The 15,978-nt window shown below is 48.5% G+C and carries 14 protein-coding genes; all 14 read left to right on the top strand.

Annotated elements, in window-relative coordinates; translation table 11 throughout:
• Window positions 1–226: 226 nt before the first annotated feature.
• The 14 genes from PAHA3_RS26185 (at window position 227) to PAHA3_RS26120 (ending at window position 15,964) form a co-directional block, all read left to right on the top strand.
• Window positions 227–1,225 (top strand): amidase domain-containing protein, encoded by a 999-nt coding sequence (locus PAHA3_RS26185; protein ID WP_371327967.1) that lies wholly within the window; start codon window positions 227–229, stop codon window positions 1,223–1,225.
• Window positions 1,226–1,362: 137 nt separating this feature from the next.
• Window positions 1,363–2,463, top strand: coding sequence for a D-alanine--D-alanine ligase (locus PAHA3_RS26180; protein WP_062837612.1), 1,101 nt, complete (start codon window positions 1,363–1,365; stop codon window positions 2,461–2,463).
• 30 nt (window positions 2,464–2,493) lie between these two features.
• Window positions 2,494–2,817, top strand: coding sequence for a hypothetical protein (locus tag PAHA3_RS26175; protein WP_062837611.1), 324 nt, complete (start codon window positions 2,494–2,496; stop codon window positions 2,815–2,817).
• 157 nt (window positions 2,818–2,974) lie between these two features.
• Complete coding sequence (gene uvsE / locus PAHA3_RS26170) at window positions 2,975–3,976, top strand: UV DNA damage repair endonuclease UvsE (protein WP_062837610.1); 1,002 nt, start codon at window positions 2,975–2,977, stop codon at window positions 3,974–3,976.
• A gap of 107 nt (window positions 3,977–4,083) precedes the next feature.
• Entirely contained in the window at window positions 4,084–4,947 is an 864-nt protein-coding gene (locus PAHA3_RS26165) for an inositol monophosphatase family protein (RefSeq protein ID WP_371327966.1), read from the top strand.
• A 24-nt stretch (window positions 4,948–4,971) separates the two neighbouring features.
• Window positions 4,972–5,262, top strand: a complete 291-nt coding sequence (locus PAHA3_RS26160) for a hypothetical protein (protein WP_062837608.1) — start codon at window positions 4,972–4,974, stop codon at window positions 5,260–5,262.
• A gap of 391 nt (window positions 5,263–5,653) precedes the next feature.
• Window positions 5,654–6,976 (top strand): stalk domain-containing protein, encoded by a 1,323-nt coding sequence (locus PAHA3_RS26155; protein WP_062837607.1) that lies wholly within the window; start codon window positions 5,654–5,656, stop codon window positions 6,974–6,976.
• 250 nt (window positions 6,977–7,226) lie between these two features.
• A complete protein-coding gene (locus PAHA3_RS26150; protein WP_062837606.1) occupies window positions 7,227–9,014 on the top strand; it encodes a cache domain-containing sensor histidine kinase in 1,788 nt (595 codons plus the stop codon).
• Window positions 8,989–10,542, top strand: a complete 1,554-nt coding sequence (locus PAHA3_RS26145; RefSeq protein WP_062837605.1) for a response regulator — start codon at window positions 8,989–8,991, stop codon at window positions 10,540–10,542. Before PAHA3_RS26150 ends, PAHA3_RS26145 begins: the two co-directional genes overlap by 26 nt.
• 221 nt (window positions 10,543–10,763) lie before the next feature.
• Entirely contained in the window at window positions 10,764–12,047 is a 1,284-nt protein-coding gene (locus PAHA3_RS26140; protein WP_062837604.1) for an ABC transporter substrate-binding protein, read from the top strand.
• 141 nt (window positions 12,048–12,188) lie between these two features.
• Window positions 12,189–13,091 (top strand): carbohydrate ABC transporter permease, encoded by a 903-nt coding sequence (locus PAHA3_RS26135; RefSeq protein ID WP_062837603.1) that lies wholly within the window; start codon window positions 12,189–12,191, stop codon window positions 13,089–13,091.
• A 2-nt stretch (window positions 13,092–13,093) separates the two neighbouring features.
• Window positions 13,094–13,933 carry a carbohydrate ABC transporter permease gene (locus tag PAHA3_RS26130; RefSeq protein ID WP_062837602.1) on the top strand — a complete coding sequence of 280 codons (840 nt, stop codon included), beginning with the start codon at window positions 13,094–13,096 and terminating at the stop codon, window positions 13,931–13,933.
• Between the two features lie 112 nt (window positions 13,934–14,045).
• On the top strand, window positions 14,046–15,254 hold the full coding sequence (locus PAHA3_RS26125) for a rhamnogalacturonan acetylesterase (RefSeq protein ID WP_062837668.1): 1,209 nt from the start codon (window positions 14,046–14,048) through the stop codon (window positions 15,252–15,254).
• 293 nt (window positions 15,255–15,547) lie between these two features.
• Window positions 15,548–15,964: a sensory rhodopsin transducer gene (locus tag PAHA3_RS26120; protein WP_062837601.1), complete on the top strand. Its 417-nt coding sequence runs from the start codon at window positions 15,548–15,550 to the stop codon at window positions 15,962–15,964.
• The last annotated feature ends 14 nt before the right edge of the window (window positions 15,965–15,978 follow it).

Raw genomic sequence — 15,978 nt, 5'->3', positions numbered from 1 at the left:
CGTACGTAAAGGGCTTTTTACCTGTTCAATCAAGCTTTTGAACCAATGAAGGCGTTTTCGTGAATCAAGAAGGAATAAGAAATATCATGTACCTGTATTTGCCGAATTTTGAGTCTTCATCCCGAGCTATGTACATACATCTGAAGACCCTCTCATATGAATAGTAGGAGTTTATATATGCAATGAAATATTCCAGACAGAACTCATGCCAAAGGGGGACATAGGCTTGGAACGGGAATGGAAGAGTGCCTTATATACTTACGTGAACCAGTACAATCGCTGTGAGATCGACTACCGTCCACAGACCAGCGAACGGATCGTTACTGATCCTGACTTCGTGGTGGAACGGGGAGAGCGTATGGCAAGGCTGGACGAATGGTACCGTAAGCGGCGCGCCGTGCCTCTTCGCAGTGAGACCAGCGCCAAGCTTGTGCGCACGCTAATGGATGGACAGGAAGAAGCGGTGGTGGATGTACAATTGTACAGCAGACTGTTCTACGAGAAGAGTGGGATCACACACCGGGAGGACCGGATTGAGCGGGAGCGGTTAACCTTTCTGCGGCAGAGTGGTGGATGGATCATTGGACGGGTCGAGCGGGAAGTGCCGGAGCGTCGCCCCGCTGGGGAAGGACGTCCGTTTCAACAGGCCGATTTTGTACAGGCGATGAACCGGCCGCTGCTGAATCGGGAAGTTTTGGGTCAAGGCAGAAGCTCACGTCAGCAGGCATATCGCAGGGATCTGGCGGTTGCCTATGCGGATCGATGGTGGAATGCGGGGAATCCGGCATTTGAGGAATTTGATGTGGATTGCACCAATTACGTGTCCCAATGTCTCTTTGCAGGGGGCGCACCCATCCACTATACTGGTAGAAGAGAAGCTGGTTGGTGGTATAAAGGGTATGTAAATGGCTCCGAAATGTGGAGTTACAGCTGGGCGGTCTCCAATAGTCTGGAGCGTTATTTATCAGGCAGCAGCTGGGGTCTGACTGCAACAGTTGTGGATCGTCCTGAGCAGCTGATGCTGGGAGATGTTATTCTCTATGATTGGGATGGAGATGGGCGATTTCAGCATAGCACCGTTGTAACCGCATTTGATGCGGGTGGTATGCCGCTGGTTAACGCACATACGGTTAGCAGCCGTCACCGATATTGGGATTACCGGGATTCTTACGCTTGGACGGAGCGGACGGTATACCGGCTTTTTCATATTGCAGACGAGTTTTAATGACGAAAGATTTTCGGGATGCGGTGACGCAGACATCCAGTTCCGTGTAAAATAAGACCATGTAACGCAAGCAGAATAACAAGGGTGCTGAGCATGCAAGGATGACAGCATCAGGCACAGATAATCGGAGGTTACGCATGAGTATGGATAAATTAAAAGTAGGCGTCGTGTACGGCGGAAAATCGGGCGAGCACGAGGTGTCGCTGCAGACGGCGTTTGCTGTAACGAACGCATTTGATTATGAGAAGTATGAACTGGTTCCTTTTTATATCTCCAAGCAGGGGACGTGGAAAAAAGGACCTGTCATGCATGCGCCGTTCGCGCAGATTGAAGATTTGAAGCTGGAGCAATCGGCAGGTGGAACTCAGGATGCGCTAAACGCACTGTTTGGCCGTTTGTATGGCGGAGCGGAAGCGCTGGACGTTATGTTCCCTCTGCTGCATGGTACATTTGGTGAAGATGGTACCATTCAGGGCATGTTCGAGATGGCGGATATGCCATATGTAGGTGCAGGTGTACTCGCTTCAGCTGGTGGCATGGATAAAGTGGTCATGAAGAAGCTGTTTGCACAGGCTGGCATTGACCAATGTGCCTTTACGTATTTTAATGCGACACAATGGAAACAGACCGAGCACGAAATGATCGTACAGGTCGAAGATCAGCTGGGGTATCCTTGTTTTATCAAACCGGCAAATCTGGGCTCCAGCGTAGGCATCTCCAAAGCGCGTAACCGCGATGAGTTGAAAACAGCTGTCGAGTTCGCACTTCGGTACGATACGAAGGTCGTCATTGAGGAGTTCGTTGAAGCACGCGAGGTTGAGGTTAGCGTCCTCGGCAATGACGAGCCTATGGCTTCCGTTCCTGGGGAGATTGTATCCTCCGGTGAATATTATGACTATGCAGCCAAGTATATTGATGGTCAATCTCAGATGCTGATTCCGGCACCACTGGACCCTGAGGCAGCAGATCGCATTCGCGAAGCCGCATTGCAGGCTTTCCGTGCGATTGAAGGTAACGGCATTTCCCGTGCAGACTTCTTCATTCGGAAAACGGACGGCGCATTACTTATTAATGAAGTCAACACCATGCCTGGGTTCACACCGTACAGCATGTATCCACTGCTGTGGCGCGAGACAGGTGTATCTTATGCTGAGCTGCTGGATCGCATGATTGAACTGGCACTGGAGCGTTACAACCGCAAGCAGGCACTGAATTACGAGAACGGTGTACAGGCGTAGACGAAGACGACAAGATCAGGAGGGGTATGCATGGGATTTCAGACTGAATTCAATTCCGTATGCAAATTCAAGAGTGAGCAGGAGCTGTTCGAACTGCTTGAATACGGTCGCGGCAAAATGGTTAAACAGGGCTTCCGGGTATTTCCTACCGGCCAGAAAGTCATTGCTTATACACCAGATAACGTGGCTGTAGCCATCGTGAAGATCGTGGTTTCCATTGCAGAGATCAACTTCCAGGGCCAAGAAGTAACCGAGGTAGAGATGCAATTGATCCGCAAACTGACCGAGGAAGAATCACGCATCCAGACCGCACTTGCGGACGAGATGTTCTTTGGAGAGCAGGCACAGGAATAGTTGTTGTGATTGTGAGTGTGGGGCGGAAGAGCTGATTTGCGAAAATACGATTATGGTCACTCTTTTAGGGTAAAACTTGGTTATATACAGTGACGGTACATCCTGACGGCTAAATATGCCGTGTGGGTTTTCCGCCCTAACAGAGAGGAAGAAATTCATGCTCGTACGTTTTGGTTATGTGGCAATGTCCGTGCTTGTTGAGAATGCCTCACCTTCCCGGACCATGACCATGTCCAGTTTCAACAAAATCGATGACAGGGAAGCAGCCATCCGCAAGCTCGAACGGATTGCAGCCGAGAACCTGCATAATACACTACGATTGCTCCGGCACAACAAGGGGAGTCATATTCATGTATATCGCTTTTCATCCAAATTGATTCCACTGGCGACACACGAAGACTTGAATGACTGGGACCCGTTCCCGGCACTGAAGCAGGACTTTGCGGCCATTGGTGATTTTGTGAAGGCAAATCATATGCGTGTGTCCTTTCATCCGGATCATTTTACCGTACTTAGTACACCCCGTGAGCAAGTTTTGCACAACTCAATTCGCGACCTTCGTCATCATGTTCGGATGCTGGATGCTATGGGTCTGAATGCGACTGCCAAGAACAATATACATATTGGTGGTGCATACGGGGACAAGCCTTCGGCGGCGCTTCGTTTTGAAGAACACTTTTTGAAGCTGGATCGGGACATCCAGGAGCGACTGACACTCGAAAATGATGACAAAACGTTCAACGCGCCCGAGACACTTGCTGTGTGCCAGCGCTTGGGATTGCCCATGGTACTGGATATTCATCACCAGTGGGTGAACAACGAAGGAGAACGGCCATGGGATCTGTGGCCTGATATCCTGAAAACCTGGCACTCACCGCTTGCCCAGGCCGATTCACTGGCTGATCAGCCATTGCCACCCAAAATCCATGTCTCCAGTCCGAAGAGTGAAAAGGATCTGCGAGGTCATGCCGATGGCGTGGAGGTAGAGCCTTTGCTCGACTTCTTGCGTCACATCGCGGCAGATACCCCGAGGCTTGACGTGATGATTGAAGCCAAACGCAAAGATGAGGCACTTGTGCAACTGATGCAGAAGCTAGCATTCTATCACGAAGAGGGTGTGGAGTGGGTGGACGAGTCTACCGTCATCATTCATCCGTAGTGCCAAAAGGGGCCTGGGCAACGAGAAACTTTACGACCTGTGGGGCGTATACTTTTAACAAGTATTTCAACTTTTCGTAGATTGATATAGAAAGTAGAGTGAACGCTTTGAATGAGAAGGAAAAGATACCTTATGTCGTGACAAGCAAAAGCTATACTGCCGTTGCCATTAATGCAGCTTCCAAAGCTGGCGAATGGATCAAAAGCCGTCTTGGGACGGTAACCGAACCTGGAACGAAATATTCACCCCAGGATCTGGTGACCGAAGTGGATAAAGGAGCGGAGCAGATGATCCGCCGCCTGATTCTCACGCATTTTCCCCACCATGCCATTCTGGGAGAAGAAGGCGTCGAACCGGGACCGGAAGCTTCGGCAAAAGCACTGAAAGAAGCAGAGGAAGAAGAGTTCCTCTGGATTGTTGATCCTGTGGATGGGACGACGAACTTTGTACATGGATTCCCGTTTTATTCGGTGTCCATCGCCTTGGCTCACAATGGTGAAGTCATTGTTGGCGTGATCTACGATCCTTCCCGTGATGAACTGTTTGTTGCGGAAAAAGGGAAAGGAGCTTATGTCCACGGAAACCGGATGCTTGTATCTGGTGAAAAGGAACTGGCTCAAAGCCTGATTGCTGTTGGCTTCCCGGCAGATACAACCTTTGCGTTGCCACTGAATATGGCGGCTGTACAGGCTCTTGCTCCGCAGGTTCGCAACTTGCGTGCGGGCGGATCTGCGGCCCTGCATCTGGCGTATGTTGCCGCAGGACGTCTCAGCGCCTACACTGAGGTTGGATTGAAACCGTGGGATATTGCTGCAGGTGCGCTGCTGGTTGAAGAATCTGGCGGTAAGGTAACCGATACTATCGGAACGCCTTATCAACTTTCTGTGAACCATGTCGTTGCCAGCAATGGCAAAATCCATGATGCACTGACGGATGTGCTGAAGGAAGCGAAAGCTACTGGGTTAGAGTGAAATTGATTATAAGGAGCGAAAACAATGGATGAATCCAAAGAACTGGAACGACGGCTCAGTGATATGCTGACTGAAGGGGACATGGAAGAGTCCGGCGACACCGATCAGCGGGAACGCCAGCTGATTCCTCCCAAATATGAAGTGCGGATTCAGACGGAACGTGATCCAATCGTCGAGGAAACGTTAAAGTACCGGAAGATGGCACGCGAATTGGACGATCGTTATGATCGCTATCTGGAGCGAGCTACCGGAAACAAACCGGCGAGCGACACGGATCATTCGAATTCGGAAGACTCGAATAAGCCGCAATCTTAATTAATCACTGAACGTCATATCTGAACTTAGTCAATAACAGGCTCCCCATCAGGGAGTCTGTTATTTCATGTGTGTTCTCAGCAGAGAGGACAACGACTACTTTAAAATGATAGAATAGAGTAACACGAACTGATGTCATTGGAATGACCAATGTACTATATATTAGTGAGGTTGTTCAAAAAGTCCGCTTTTGATTACGAAGGATGCCTAACGGCATCATCAGCATCGAATATGGAATTCAGCCGAAATGTCCGTTGCTCACGTAGTTTTCCTACGCTCCGCTACTCCATTTCTAGCTTCATCCCATCTTCTCGGTACTGAAAACCGACCTTTTTGAACACGTATATTAGTGTAAATTATTATAGATTCACGAAAAGGAGTGTTACCCCGAATGAAGCGTAAACGTATATGGGAAAATACAGCTGCAGGTTTAACAGCCAGTATGCTGGCAGGGATGCTGCTCTTCACATCGTCTGCACTGCCTGCACATGCTGCAGACGCCAAAACAGGCGTATTGCCGGCGGGTACAAACGAGGCATCACTGACTGCCAAGAAAGATGCAGTAGCTGTAACGAAGGAGTTCCGCATTGTTACCTTGGGAGACTCCATAACCGTAGGTTATGAGCCCAACACCAAAGAGCTGCCTTATGGTTATGTAGAACGTTTGCAAGAGCAGGGGTTACTGCATGGACGTACACAGGTGGACAACTACGGGATTGCAGGATTAAAAACCAGTGGCCTGAAAAATTTCACTACTGCAATTAAGGATGGCAAAACGCTGACTTCTGAAGCCATTCAACCAAGTCTTCCCGATCCAAGAGCGGGACAGATTGGGGCCAATACGGCTGCTATTCGCGAGAGTATAGTACAGGCGAACTTGATTGCAATTACCATCGGGGGAAATGATGTATCGGAGTTGCTCGGTACAGCAGACAAACTGAGTGATCAGGAACTACAAGAGAAAGTAAAAGAATTGCTCGCCACATATACAGCCAATGTTAGTGCAACGATTAATGATATCCATGAGATTAACCCGACAGCTAAAATTGTCATTGCTGATCAGTATCAACCGATGCCAGAAGTAGCAGGCAAGGCATTGTACGCTAAACTCATGGAGGCATCCCAAGGCTTCACACAAACCATTGATGGTATCGCAGCGCAATTCACTGCTCAGGGTACCGATGTCAAAGTGGCACACGTGGCTAAAGAATTTGTTGGCGGCGAAGGCACCATGACACATATGATCAAAAATCGTGATTTCCACCCGAATAAATTCGGATATGCAGCCATTGCCGAAGTATTTGCCAAAACGATCTGGGGCGACTACACCAAGCTGACTGCACCTGCGACAGGTGAGCCGATGAACATTATTGTGAGTGGCAAAACATTGAATACACCGTACAAACCGATTATCCGTAACGGCAAAAACTTTGTGGCAATCCAAGACATCGTGAACGCTGTCGGTGCTACTACGGTTTGGGATAACAAAACCTCAACCGCAACTATTACATACGGAGACCGGAAGGTTGCCGTGAAAATTGGTGCCAATGCTGTGCAGGTCAACGGAGCATCCGTTACCGTGGATACACCTGCATTCCTGAACAAGGTAGGCAAAGAGTCCAAAACATATGTACCCCTTGCTATGGTAGCTGAAGGCCTTGGCTTTGACGTGCAATATGTAGCGAAGCTGAAAACCGTGTTTGTTAATCCGTAATATGCATTTCGTGTTCTAACATAGCATGTTATTTAATAGCCAGAATTCCTTGATCCGTTCAAGGCGTTCTGGCTGTTTTACGTTCTATGAGAGTTCCTTACATAGGTGTATACCTTCTCTAGTGACCTAAAATGTTGCATAAATATATCTTGTCAGATGACCATGGATGTGTAAATATGAAAATAACTGACAATAAAATAACTAACCCATAGCACGACAGCACCCTTCGCAAGCCAAAGGAGCGCTTAGGATGAGTAAAATTAAGAACGCTTTCACAACACTGCCAATTCATCACAAAACGATTCTTCTCATCGGACTTTTGATGTTAATCAGCTTTACGTTTTATGCGTCCGTACTCCGATATGTGTTCAGTATCTATGATCGGCAGATCTATGAGAAATCCTCGCAAGTCCTCAATATGTCTTCGGTAGGCATTGAGAATCAACTGCGTGAGATTTCCAATCTCTCCTTCAAGGTGATGTCGGACGAGCCGCTCCAGCAATATTTGCTTCAACTGAAAAAGGTCGAAACGGGTTACGAGAAAAATGGATTGCGCAAAAAGATTACCAACAGATTAGTCGCTTACGCGGGTTCCGAAAAATACGTCTATTCCATGCTATTTATCGATAATGATAATAATGTTATGGCCGCAGGCAATCGGGAGGGAATTTCGGAGTCAAAGCAAAAGGAACTGGTTGCACTGGGACAGCAATATTCCGGCTCCAATGCCTGGCACACCAGCGGGGATAAACAGTCCCGACTTTTGTCCGTCCGACAGGTGAAATCCTTTGTTGGTGGAGCATTCACATTGGAAGACCTCGGTACATTGATCATCCGCGTGCGTCTGGACCGAATTGTACAGGATCAGATGCAAGAACCGGCTGAGGACTCTCAACTACTCATTACGGATGGAAAAGAAGTGATCTATCCAACAGAATCGTCGGTAAGTGAAGCCGAGCTTGAGTCTGAATTAAAGCGCACTCAGCCCTACGGAATTGCCATGTTGGAGCAGGGAAGACACTTTGTTGCCCGTGCCCATTCTTCCTATACGGATTGGACCTATTTGTACACAACCCCGTTTGACCAGATGTTTAAACAGATCCAGTTTGTCAAACAGTTGGTCACGGTTATCTTTATCATGATTTTTCTCGCAGCGCTTATCATTGGAGCAAGATTCTCTCGCAGTATTACACACCCGATTGCCCAGTTGATCAAGAAAATGCGTAATATCGAAAAAGGCGATCTGGATAAACTGGAGGAGGCAGCCCTCGGCAATGTTCCGATATCTCCACAGAATGAGGTCGGACTGCTGCATCGTACATTTAAGATGATGCTTCAACGAATACGTGAATTGATTGATGAGAATTATGCGAAGCAACTGGTGATTCGTGAGACTGAGTTGAAAGCGCTTCAGGCGCAGATTAATCCACATTTTCTATACAACACGCTTGAATCCATCAACTGGCTGGCCAAAGTACAGAAACAACGTCAGATCTCGGAAATGGTTGAGGCACTCGGTTTTCTACTGCGTAGTTCTGTGAACATGTCCGAGAAGTGGATCACGCTGGAAAGAGAGCTGGATATTGTCCGCAGTTACGTGACGATTCAGCGCACTCGTTTTGAGGAAAGACTGGATTTTGATATGGAGATTGCCCCAGAGGTAGGGACGGCCCGAATTCCGAAGCTAACATTACAGCCGTTGGTGGAGAACGCCATTCACTATGCACTCGAGCCAAGCATTGACCCTTGCCGGATTCGGATCCGGGCGAGAGCAGAGGGAGATAAGGTGATCATTGAAGTCGAGGACGATGGTCCGGGGATGACACCGGAATTCCTGGAACAACTACACGAAGGACGTATTCAGACAAGAGGACAGGGCATTGGGTTATCTAACATCCAGGAACGAATCAGACTGACCTTCGGTGATGAAGGTGGAATGGTGATGAGCAGCAAGCCCGGATCAGGAACTGTAGTATCGATCAGCATACCTTGGATTAGAGAGGACGATGACGATGTACAAAGTGATGCTCGTAGATGATGAACGTGTCATTCTGGAGGGGATTTCCCAAGTGGTCGATTGGGCCGCGGCAGGTACGGAATTGGTGGGAACGGCGAGGAATGGGATCGAAGCATTGGACAAAATCGGACAGTCGAGACCCGATATTATCATTACGGATATTTCCATGCCGGGTCTGGATGGTCTCGGACTCATAGAGAAGGCATCCGAAGCATATCCGGGAGTACGTTTCATTATGTTATCTGGCTATAAGGAGTTCGAATATGCCCGCAGAGCGATGCAATATGGTGTGAAGCATTATTTGCTCAAGCCCTGTAACGAGAATCAGATCCATGATGCGCTGACTGAACTGTTGCAGGAACATCAGGATGCCCAGGTGAAGGAGCATGTTGCCGGTGAGATGAAACAGCGGCTGCAACGGGTGCTTCCGCATGTGAAGGAGCAATTTTTGCTGGAGTTCATGACCAACCGCACCTATGGGCCAGTTGATTTGGAGTATTATCAGGAGCTATTCGATCTGGAGCTTGAAGAGAACGCGGTTCGGTTGCTGCTGTTCCGAATTGTGGATGAACATGATTACAGTCACTTATTTGCGATCAAAAACATTGCCAGTGACCTGCTCCCACATGTACTGTTAAGCACAACCATCGAAGGCAAACTCTTGATTCTGCTCGCGGATTCTGCTGATCCGGCTGGACTGAAGGAGAGCATTGAAGAAGTTCGGGCTGCGTTTACCCGACTATATAAATTGGAAGTGACCGCTGCGCTGAGTGAAGCAGATCGAATGATCCAGTCCCGGCGGTTGTTTCGTGAGGCATTGCAGTATCTGAACCATCGCTTCTTTATCGGTGAAGGCAAGCTGATCACGAAGAATGATCTGGTACTGGCCGGAGAATACGACGGGGTGCATGTAGAGCAGGATGCGGAGCAACTGTGTCAATTGATTAAATCTGGCAATACCGAGGAAACAGCGGCAGAGGTAGATCGTCTGTTTGATCTATTATCGCGTCAGCAACTGGAAATTGAGGTGACTCGCTCTTATGTAGTGCAGCTTTACTCGGCGATGGTTCATGTCTGTCCGCCGGAGGAGGCAACAGAATTTACCCAGCGCATGGCAGAACTACCTCATATCGATACGTTATCTGGTTTGAAGTCTTTTGTTGCAAGCAGTGCCTCCCGATTAACTTCCGGTTATTACAAAAACCATATCAGCCGCCAGTCTTCAGCTGTGGAGAAGATGATGGATATCGTAGATCGTCATTTTGGAGAGGCAGATCTCTCGCTCAATGGAGTCGCCCATCAGATGCTCTATATGAATCCGGATTACCTGGGCAAGATTTTCAAAAAAGTCACAGGCGAGAATTTCTCCAACTACGTGAATCGCCTGCGCATTGAACGTGCATGTGACCATATTCGTAGAGGCGGGGATGTGAAAGTATTCGAGCTTGCTGAATTGTTCGGGTTCGGCGGGAATTCGCAATATTTCAGTCAGGTGTTCAAAAAGTGGACCGGTATGACTCCTACGGAATTCCGTAGGATCGGCATATAACAATGGACTACCAATCATGTGATTCATGTCTGGGGAGGACGAACAGCGCCGAGAGGGGGACTGTTGTCCTCCTCTGTTTTTTGAACCAACAAGACGGTTTTGTGTATTCAACTATGGTCGTACATTTGCGAAAATGACATTAACAAGTTTGTGAAAGCGTTATCAGAAATGAGAGGATAACTCGTTCACACAACCATATCAACATAAAAGGGGAGATTGGCATGGTGAAAAAGGCAATATTCCTGATGATGGCTGCATTGCTCGTTTTTACAGCGGCGTGTAGTTCAGGTGGGGGAAGCGAACAGGGTTCTTCGGATGGATCGGTTACCTTGCGGATCGCTTGGTGGGGCTCCGATGCACGACATGAATATACACAGAAGGTCATCGACCTGTACAAATCGAAAAACCCGAATGTCAAAATCGACGTGGAATATGCTTCATTTGATGACTACTGGAAAAAGCTCGCACCACAAGCAGCGGCAAATCAGTTGCCTGATATCGTTCAGATGGATATTTCCTACATCAGCCAATATGCACAGAATGGTCAGCTTGAGGACCTAGCGCCTTATCTGGGCAACCAGATCAAAGTGGACGATGTGTCTGAGAATGTTATCAGCACAGGTGTAATTAACGGTAAACAATACGGTGTACCTGCCGGTGTTAACGTTCTGGGCTTCCAGTATGATCCTGCGTTGCTTAAAACAGCAGGCGTGGATGCAATCCCTGAGAATATGACTTGGGAGTCGTACGAGGCATTGGGTAAACAAACCGCAGATAAAGGCCTGTATTTGGATGGAGGAGTAGCTCCGGATATTTTCTTCCACTACTTCCTGCGTACCAAAGGATTGTCGCTATACAATGCAGAAGGAACAGGGCTTGGCTATGATGATGACAAATTGTTTGTGGAGTTCTTCGGACTTATGCGCCGCATGATCGAGCAGGGCGCAGCACCTACGCCGGACGTAGCTAACCAAACCAAAGGCATTATTGAGGAATCGGATCTGGTGAAGGAAAAAGGAATTGGCGTATGGCAATGGTCCAACCAGTTCGTAGCCTTGCAACAGGTAGCGAACCGTCCACTCGATATCGCGCCAATGCCAGGACCGGATATGGAAAAAGGACTTTATATGCAACCAAGTATGTACTGGGGTGTAACGTCCAACTCCAAAGTGAAGGAAGAAGCGGCTAAATTCATCGATTTCTGGGTGAATGACGTGGAAGCCAACAAACTGATCAAAGGTGAGCGCGGTGTGCCAATCTCGGGAGCAATCAAAGAAGCCATCGCACCTGAGCTGAGTGATGCAACGAAACAGGTCTTTGAATTCGTGGCAGCCATGGAGCCTAAAGCTTCACCAATGAGCCCTCCGCCACCGGTTGGTTCACCTGAAGTAATCTCTTCTCTGGCAGATGTGGTTGAAGAGTTGAACTTCGGCAAAATTACACCCGAACAGGCAGCAGAAACATTCCGCAAGAACGCTGAATCTGTACTTGCGAACAATAAATAACAGTTGAATGATAGCTTGCTCGTCCCACCACTGGGATGGTCGGGAAAGGGGCTACTCGCGAATGCGAGGGCCTTTCCCCGTCCAGATAACCCGAAGCAAAGATTGAGGCAGCAAGCTGATCCATGAAGGAGGTTCGTTCCATTGAGGCAGTATTCATCGCTACGTAGAAACTTAACCGGATATGCGTTCATCAGCCCGTTTATTATTGGATTCCTGGGTTTCACGCTCATCCCCATGTTTGTTTCCTTATATATGTCGTTCACGAGTTATAACTTGTTCACTTCTCCGCGGTGGATTGGGCTCGATAACTACACCAAAATGTTTTTTGATGACCCGAAATACTGGAATTCGGTCAGAGTGACGTTTCTGTATGTATTCATTGGGGTACCGTTAAGATTGATCTTTGCCCTCTTCGTAGCGATGGTCCTGAACACTGGCTCTCGTATGATTGGAACGTACCGGACACTGTATTACCTGCCATCCATTATCGGTGGTAGTGTAGCCGTATCCATTATGTGGCGTAACCTCTTTAGTAATGAGGGTGTTATCAACAGCGCTTTAACAGCAATTGGGATCGGGCCTATCAGCTGGTTTGGTGACCCGAATGCGTCCCTGGTTATGCTTATCTCACTGTCTGTGTGGCAGTTCGGTTCGTCCATGCTGATCTTCCTGGCTGGTCTCAAAAATATCCCCACTGAGATGTACGAGGCAGCAGGTGTAGATGGTGCGAATCCTATTCGGAAATTTTTCAGCATTACCTTACCGCTACTTAGCCCAATCGTTCTATTCAATATGATTATGCAAACGATTGGTGCATTCATGACATTCGTACCAGCCTACATTATCTCCAAAGGAGAAGGCGGCCCAATGGATGGTACCATGCTGTACTCTCTATATCTGTTCCGTCAGGCATTTATGTTTAACAACATGGGTTATGCTTCGGCCATGGCTTGGATCATGCTGATCATGATCGGTATACTCACGGTAGCCGTATTCCTGACATCCAAGTACTGGGTGTTCTACGAATCTGAAGGAGGGAAGTAACGATGGTTTGGAGAAATGTAAAATGGCCCATTTATCACCTGTTCGTTGCAGCGCTTGCCCTCCTGATGTTGTATCCCGTACTTTGGATGCTCTTCAGTTCATTCAAGGAAAGCCGCACGATATTCGTCACTGCGGATACCCTGTTCCCTACGGAGTGGATATGGAGTAACTATGTGGATGGTTGGAAAGGAACCGCTGGAAGACCGTTCATGGATTACATCACCAATTCACTTGTTATCGTAGTTATTTCCACCATCGGTGCTGTGATATCGTCATCGCTAATCGCTTTCGGATTTGCCAGACTTAATTTCAAGGGACGTACATTCTGGTTCTCCTTAATGATGTTAACACTGATGTTGCCACATGACGTGGTATTGGTTCCTCAATACATTATCTTTACGAAGCTAGGCTGGCTAAATACCATTCTGCCAATCGTTGTCCCTACATTCTTCGGAATGCCATTCTTCATCTTCCTGATGGTACAGTTCATTCGAACGATTCCGAAGGAGCTGGATGAGGCTGCAACCATCGACGGATGTAACAAGTTCAGATTGTATATTCAGATTATTATGCCGCTGATCAAATCTTCTCTGGCGACTGCAGCCATCTTCTCCTTCTACTGGAGATGGGAGGATCTGCTCGGTCCGGTATTGTACCTGAACTCGCCTGAAAAATATACCGTATCCATGGCGCTGAAAATGTTCCTGGATAGTGAGTCTGCCTCCAACTGGGGCGCGATGTTCGCCATGTCCATCGTCAGTCTGGTTCCGGTTGTAGCGGTGTTCTTCATCTTCCAGAAACAAATTGTTCAAGGGATGAGCACTAGCGGATTGAAAGGATAAGCAAGATTCAATGTATCTTCGTATCTTCGCCCGAATGAACGTTTACGAAAGTTAACCAAGGAGGTTATCGCTTTTGAATAAAGCCCAGGGTAGTCAGAGTCAGGCCGTTGCCATGGAGGCAGCGGCAGAGGGCCAGGCAGTGTCCGTGACCAGCTGGAAGTTTAACTTTGGACCGGACTCGGGAAGAGCAGATGAGGCAGGGGATTATCTGAAAGTAAATGCAACCACCGCATATGGGGAACGTGGAGGATATGGATTCGAAGCAGGTTCTCTGGTGTATGAGAAACAACGCATCCGAGATGACGATGAGCCGAATTCCACGAGACAACATCATAACAATCCGGGGCAGACAACCATGTCTGCCCGATTGCGTTCGAGCTTCTGTATTCCGCTCAAAGCATCCTTCATCGTGGATGTTCCCGATGGAACCTATCAAGTTTTACTTGTTGCAGGTGATGAATTGGCTGAGACAGTGACCCGCGTGAAAGCAGGTGAGGGCAGGCTTGTACTGCCAACCATTCGTACACTTCCTGGGCAATGTGCAGAGGTTCGATTCTCGGTGGTTGTTCGCGGCGGCAGACTTCGTCTGTCATTCTCCGGTCCTGCGCCAAGAATCAATGCGTTAGAGATTACCCTTGCGAATCAGACCATGACTGTATTCCTTGCCGGCGATTCAACCGTAACAGATCAGCCGGAGAGTGGATATCCTTATTGCGGGTGGGGCCAGCTGTTGCCTGCACAGTTCAAACATGATGTGGCAGTGGATAATCATGCTCAGTCAGGCCGAAGTTCCCGCAGTTTTATCAATGAAGGCAGACTCAGTGCTATTATGGAGCGGATCAAGCCCGAAGATTTTTTGTTTATTCAATTTGGACATAACGATGAGAAGCCGGACCCTGAACGTGGGACCGACCCATTCACAACATATAAGGAATATTTGAAAAAGTATATCGACGCTGCCCGCGAAGCCAAGGCTCGTCCAGTGCTCGTGACCCCAGTGCATCGGCGCTATTTCGCGGACGACGGTACATTGACCGATACACACGGCGATTACATTATCGCCGTGCGTGAGCTGGCGGAAGAGGAAGATGTTCCGCTGATCGACCTGGCGGAGCGCAGCCGTCTTCTGTTCGAGCAGGCAGGAGTGGAAGGGACGAAGGACGACTTTATGTGGGTGCTGCCAGGCGAATATGTGAACTTCCCGTCAGGCGTGGAGGATAACACACACTTTCAGGAGCGCGGCGCCTCCCGCCTTGCACAGCAGGTGGCAGAAGCCATCCGCGAGTTGCAATTGCAACCGTTGCAGATGTATCTGCGGTAGGTTCATGTCTTTAATTATTAAGCGAGTTAAACGAAGTAACGAGCTAGCAAAGTTGCCCAGCGAGTAGCGGCGGCAATAATGTTTTAAATCATTCCGGCGAGCGTTGCAGCGGAGGAGGGCGGAATCGGGTAGAGGGAGCGAAGCGTCCGCCTTTGGAGCGGGATTTCCCCTACTGAGGGGAATGAATAGAAATCCCGAGCCAACAGTGGCCCGCAGCCCGATCCGCCCGCCGAAGCGACTGCCCCGCGAGGCGCCCCCACGTTTTTAATTTAATTATTGGAGGATATACTCAAATGACATTGGACCCGACCAAACAAGATACTTCAGCCCATAAGACGGCTCCAACAGCTGCAGGTCACACCTATTGGGTGATTCCGGATGGCTATATCCCGCCGGAGAGTAGCGGCACACTGGAGAGTCATGAGAGCATCTGCGTATTAAACACAGGTGCAACAGATGCGGAGTTGCACATCACGATCTATTATGAAGACAGAGATCCACTTGAAGATATTATAGCTGAAGTGCCAGCGAGAAGAACAAAGCATATTCGTACTGCATCGCTTCGCTCCGGTGAGCAGTCTATTCCGGCAGGCGTACCTTATGCGATCACTGTTTCGAGCAACATCCCCGTCATCATCCAGTACAGTCGCTTGGATACGACCCAGCCTGAATTGGCATTGATGAGTGTCATGGCGTATCCATTGGAATAACATGGCCACTTGGT

Origin of the sequence: Paenibacillus amylolyticus (genome assembly GCF_001570725.1) — a bacterium.
Taxonomy (GTDB): domain Bacteria; phylum Bacillota; class Bacilli; order Paenibacillales; family Paenibacillaceae; genus Paenibacillus; species Paenibacillus amylolyticus_A.
The sequence above is the reverse complement of the archived record's forward strand: the minus strand, read 5'-3'. Positions and strand labels throughout refer to the sequence as shown.

Bases quoted from the DNA above. Each gene is read 5' to 3' on its own strand.
- PAHA3_RS26180 (WP_062837612.1), top strand. From the start codon at position 1,363: ATGAGTATGGATAAATTAAAAGTAGGCGTCGTGTACGGCGGAAAATCG.
- PAHA3_RS26175 (WP_062837611.1), top strand. From the start codon at position 2,494: ATGGGATTTCAGACTGAATTCAATTCCGTATGCAAATTCAAGAGTGAG.
- uvsE (WP_062837610.1), top strand. From the start codon at position 2,975: ATGCTCGTACGTTTTGGTTATGTGGCAATGTCCGTGCTTGTTGAGAAT.
- PAHA3_RS26160 (WP_062837608.1), top strand. From the start codon at position 4,972: ATGGATGAATCCAAAGAACTGGAACGACGGCTCAGTGATATGCTGACT.
- PAHA3_RS26155 (WP_062837607.1), top strand. From the start codon at position 5,654: ATGAAGCGTAAACGTATATGGGAAAATACAGCTGCAGGTTTAACAGCC.
- PAHA3_RS26150 (WP_062837606.1), top strand. From the start codon at position 7,227: ATGAGTAAAATTAAGAACGCTTTCACAACACTGCCAATTCATCACAAA.
- PAHA3_RS26145 (WP_062837605.1), top strand. From the start codon at position 8,989: ATGTACAAAGTGATGCTCGTAGATGATGAACGTGTCATTCTGGAGGGG.
- PAHA3_RS26140 (WP_062837604.1), top strand. From the start codon at position 10,764: ATGGTGAAAAAGGCAATATTCCTGATGATGGCTGCATTGCTCGTTTTT.
- PAHA3_RS26130 (WP_062837602.1), top strand. From the start codon at position 13,094: ATGGTTTGGAGAAATGTAAAATGGCCCATTTATCACCTGTTCGTTGCA.
- PAHA3_RS26125 (WP_062837668.1), top strand. From the start codon at position 14,046: ATGGAGGCAGCGGCAGAGGGCCAGGCAGTGTCCGTGACCAGCTGGAAG.
- PAHA3_RS26120 (WP_062837601.1), top strand. From the start codon at position 15,548: ATGACATTGGACCCGACCAAACAAGATACTTCAGCCCATAAGACGGCT.